This window comes from Frankia sp. CgKIO3, assembly GCF_977946435.1.
This window is the reverse complement of sequence record NZ_CDWTMO010000244.1, coordinates 1-4,265: the sequence shown is the minus strand read 5'-3', so window position 1 is coordinate 4,265 and position 4,265 is coordinate 1. Positions and strand designations below refer to the sequence as shown.

Annotated in this window: 4 protein-coding genes; 1 reads left to right on the top strand and 3 read right to left on the bottom strand. The window is 70.0% G+C overall.

Annotated elements, in window-relative coordinates; genetic code table 11:
- Positions 1–120 precede the first annotated feature (120 nt).
- The 3 genes from purQ to AC08OJ_RS18825 all read right to left on the bottom strand — a co-directional run bounded on the left by purQ (position 121) and on the right by AC08OJ_RS18825 (position 2,548).
- On the bottom strand, positions 121–834 hold the full coding sequence (gene purQ, locus AC08OJ_RS18835) for a phosphoribosylformylglycinamidine synthase subunit PurQ (protein WP_476594603.1): 714 nt from the start codon (positions 832–834) through the stop codon (positions 121–123).
- A gap of 106 nt (positions 835–940) precedes the next feature.
- Positions 941–1,498 carry an ATP-binding protein gene (locus AC08OJ_RS18830; RefSeq protein ID WP_476594606.1) on the bottom strand — a complete coding sequence of 186 codons (558 nt, stop codon included), beginning with the start codon at positions 1,496–1,498 and terminating at the stop codon, positions 941–943.
- A gap of 90 nt (positions 1,499–1,588) precedes the next feature.
- Complete coding sequence (locus AC08OJ_RS18825; RefSeq protein WP_476596436.1) at positions 1,589–2,548, bottom strand: NAD(P)/FAD-dependent oxidoreductase; 960 nt, start codon at positions 2,546–2,548, stop codon at positions 1,589–1,591.
- A 496-nt stretch (positions 2,549–3,044) separates the two neighbouring features.
- Here AC08OJ_RS18825 and AC08OJ_RS18820 point away from each other — a divergent pair, with 496 nt between their 5' ends.
- Entirely contained in the window at positions 3,045–4,217 is a 1,173-nt protein-coding gene (locus AC08OJ_RS18820; RefSeq protein WP_476596435.1) for a DUF5926 family protein, read from the top strand.
- Positions 4,218–4,265: the final 48 nt, after the last annotated feature.

Genomic DNA, 4,265 nt, shown 5'->3' with positions numbered 1-4,265 from the left:
CTCACGGAGGTGGCCGCGGGGGCGGCGGGGTTGCCGGTCACCCTCCCATCCTCGCCGATATCCCCTGATCCGGGCTCCCGGGCGGACAATGGAGACCCCTTCGTAACCAAAAATCCCTCTTTAAGAGGAAAAAGCCGACAAAACGCCGGACAGTACCGAGGTGAACATGCGAAGCCCGCCGACCCCGGGGCCGGTGAGGTCGTCAACAGCGTGCTCGGGATGCGGCATCAGGCCCACGATCGTCCGGCTCTCGTTACAGATCCCGGCGATGTCGGCGGCCGACCCGTTGGGATTCCCGCCGACGTAGCGCACCACAACCCGCCCGGCCGCCTCGAGTTCGGCGAGCACGCCCGGGGCCGCGACATAGCGACCATCCCCGTGCTTCACCGGGATGACGATCTCCTCGCCGTCCTGGTAGCCGCGGGTCCAGGCAGTGCCCGGCGCCTCGACCCGCAACCGCTGGTCGCGGCAGACGAAGTGCAGTCCCACGTTGCGAGTCAATGCCCCGGGGAGCAGGCCGGCCTCGCAGAGCACCTGAAACCCGTTGCAGATGCCGAGAATCGGCAGGCCCGCGCGGGCCGCCGGGACGAGGGCCGCCACCATGGGCGAGAACCGGGCTATCGCACCGGCGCGCAGGTAGTCACCGTAGGAGAATCCGCCGGGCAGGATGACGGCATTGACGCCGGCGAGATCGCTGTCGCCATGCCAGAGGGAGACCGGTTCGGCACCGGCGGCCCGCACTGCGAGCGCCGTGTCCCGGTGGTCGAGAGAGCCGGGGAAGGTGACGATCCCGATCCGGGCGGGCGGGGCCGCCTCGGTCACTACCACACCCATCGCGATACCCGCCCAGATCCCTCGGAGTCTACTCCCGTCAGCGTAGCCGGTCGGATTGTGGGGCGGCCGGTCGAGGAAGGGAGTCGGCGGGGGACGGCGGGAGACGTCAGACCGGATGGATGCCCTCGGCCACCTCCGGGCGGGCAGCGGGCCAGGGCCCCGTCCGCGCCCGGCTCAGCCGCTCCCCGGGAGCGCTCTCCTCCCAGGTGAGAGTCTTCTCCAGATGCACGCGGGTGCCCCGATGGGGGCCGTCCACCTGGTGGAACTGCACCCGGTCCATCAGAGCGCGCATGAGAAAGATGCCACGGCCTTGCTCGGGAACATTTTCCGGCCTGGGGAAATCGCTGTTCTGGCGGGCCGTCCGATCGAGATTATCCATGCCGTCGAAACCGTCGCCGCGATCGCTCACCTCGATGATGGCGACTTCGTTGTCCACTCCCACCAAAACCTCGTACTCGTCGCCGTCATGGGCATGTAGAAGAACATTGTCGCACGCTTCTGTCAATGCAAGTTCAACATCGTAAATGCATTCTTTGCTGACGCCCAGGACTTTCAGGGACTGCGTGCAGATACGTCGAACTACGGGTATGGAGATCTCATCGTGGGGCAACGACAGGCTTACTTTGATCTCCATGCCGGAGGGTGTACCCGCGTCACGCATCATCAACCGAACGACCTACGCCGGCGCAGGCTCGATCCGGTCACATGCCATCGGTCATCGTAATCGGTTATTGCGATAGGTTATCGCAATCGTTTATCTCAATCGGGCGGAGAGGGCTCGGCCCAGCTCGGTGCCCGAGTGCCAGGCATTCTCGATCTTCGGTGTTCCCCAGCCGTCGCCGGCGAGCCCGATCCCACTGCCGGACAGGTAGTACGGCTGTTCGTGCGGACGGTCCGGGCGGGCGAAGGTCCACCTTTGCACGTACGTCCAACTGGGTTGCACCGTGATGGTGAGCAGGCGCCGTAGTGCCGCGACGAGATCGGGCCCGGCCGCCGCGGGGTCGGCCAGCCGCGCCCGCGCGAAATCCGGCGTCGAGTGGGCGACCAGGACGGCGGCACTGTCACCCCGGCGACGGCCGTCGTCGGCGATCCAGGCGATCGTATCGTCGTCGTGGACGAAGGCTCCGTCGATCGGTGCCCAGCACCGGTAGGGCCAGCCGGCGAGCAGCGCCAGCACCGGCGACCAGGGGCGGTCGGCGAGCTGCGCCCGCTCCTCGGTGCAGGCCGGGTCGAGATGGCGCAGCGCCTGCGGGTCGGGCATCGCGAGGATCACCGCGTCGGCGGCCTCGTCGTCGACGCGGGGACCCGGGGTGATCCGGCGGATCGGCGTGGACTGCGCGACCTGCACCCCGGCGCGGGACGCGAGGTCGGCGACCAGGGAACGCAGCCCGCGTGGGGCGGCGTACCGCAGCGGGCCGGAACGCGGCTCGGCCAAGGTGGCGGTCGGCCCACTGATTACCGACATTCGGTGCGTCCAGGGGCGTACCAGGCCACGGATGAACCAATCGTCCACGACTTCGCGGAACTCCGGCGAGGTGGCGGTGAAGTACGACGCGCCGGAGTCCACGATGCGCCCGTCTATCCACCGTGAGGCCATCCGTCCGCCGATCACGCGGCCCCGGTCACGGACATCCACGGTGATTCCCTCGGCTAGCAGTGTGCTGGCGCAGGCGATCCCAGCAATGCCCCCGCCGGCAACGACGACCTTCGCCACCGACCCCCCATATATCGAGATGAATGCCGCGGGCGCCGCCTGTCGAGCGGCCTTTCACCGGTTCCCGCGGCGTCGTCTTCCTGGATGTGCCGCCACGGTGACGGTGGCTTGCGGACGAGCGTCGATGATGCTCGCCATCAGTCCCGCCAGAGCCCGTCCGCCGAACGGCTGTGTTCATCGTGCCCATTGAGGAGAGGGCCGCGTGCGGTATCCGTGGTAATGGTTCCGCAGCGACGGGATAGTCCCTGCCGTGGAAGAGGGTTATCCTTGAATGGGAGCCCGAGATGCCGGGGATGCATCTGTCCTCGACCGGATCTGTCGGCTGTCGGCTCTCCGTCGGCCCGCTCCTACGACGGGGCCCGCTCCCGCGACGGGAGCGGTGGTGTTTGCCACGGGCGCGGCCGCCACCCGGCACCCTCGTCATCCGCCGACCATGGCTTAGCCTTACCCGCAGGAAGTCCATGACCGCGCGTGACGGTCTCTACCCCAGGAGGTCGTGATCGCTCGCCGACCCGCACCCCAGCGTCCCGGCACCCGCCCGGCACGAGTCGCCACGCCCGGCTCTGGCGGGGGAGCCGCACGGAGCCGTCGCCGCCCGTCTGTCCACGGATCCGATGGGGCCATCCCCGCCGTCGGACCGCGGGAACCCTGTCCCTGCGGGTCGGGCCGTCGTTACAAGGCGTGCCACGGCGAGCGGAACCGGCCGGCTCCCGTGCTGCGCCCGTTCGCGGGCCGCCGCGACGAGCCGGACCTGGTCGCCCTGCGGGAGCTGGTGCCCAGCGCCACCGCGCCGCTGACCCTGGCGGCGGCCTACCTCGCCGACCATCCTGAGCACGCCGACCGGCGCATCACGCTCTGCACGATGCTGCCGCAGGCCGCCCCCGCCCTGGTGCGCGAGGACGGCGAAATCCTGGTCGCCCTGCAGATCGCCCTTCCGGGTCTGGACGCATCGCGGGATGTCGCCGGTGCCCTGCTCGCCGCACTCGCCGCTGAGCCGGGGAGTGTGATCGACATCCCGCCTGCCTCCGCGCCGCGCCTCGTGGAACAACTGCCCGCGGGACTCGCCGGGTTGCCCCGGCTCACCGACCTGCTGGACCCGGCACCCCTGGGCATCACCGTTCATTCCGGGTTCGGATGGTGGCTGCCACCGTCGGACGAGGAGAGCGGTCCGAACCAGGAGGTGGCGGTGCTGCTGGAGCGCGCCAACGCCACCGTGGTGCCCACCGTACGGCTCACCTCGGTGCCGGCCGCCTACTGGTGCCACCCCGGTGACCGCTGGCACCTGCGGTGGGCGCTTCCGCTGGCCTGGCCGGGCGCGGCGGGTACTGCGGCGGGCACCGGCTCCGAGGCCGAGGCGGTTGCTCCCATCGGCGCGGGCGCCGACGTCGCCCCCACCGAGGAGGCGTTGCTGGATGCGCTGGCTCGCCTGGCTGCGGCCGAACGTCTCACGGTGGGGGAGGGCTCCAGGTTCATCGGGTTCTTCCGCGCCGACGGGCTCGTCGTTCCCGTCTGGGATCTCGCGCCCGGAAGCGAGGCGGACTGCTGTGAGGAGCCGGCCGCCGCGCTGCGGGTGGCCTATCAACGGGCACTGGCCGACACCACGGCACTGACCGCGCACGAACGCCGGGTGCGGGCGGGTCTTGTTGGACGCAGCCTCACCCTGCGCTGACGGCGTCGGCGCCAGACCGCGGTGTCGGGGTGGGGTGCGGTGTCGGGG

Excerpts from the sequence above, each read along its gene's own strand:
- purQ (WP_476594603.1), bottom strand. The coding sequence starts at position 834 with ATGGGTGTGGTAGTGACCGAGGCGGCCCCGCCCGCCCGGATCGGGATC.
- AC08OJ_RS18830 (WP_476594606.1), bottom strand. The coding sequence starts at position 1,498 with ATGATGCGTGACGCGGGTACACCCTCCGGCATGGAGATCAAAGTAAGC.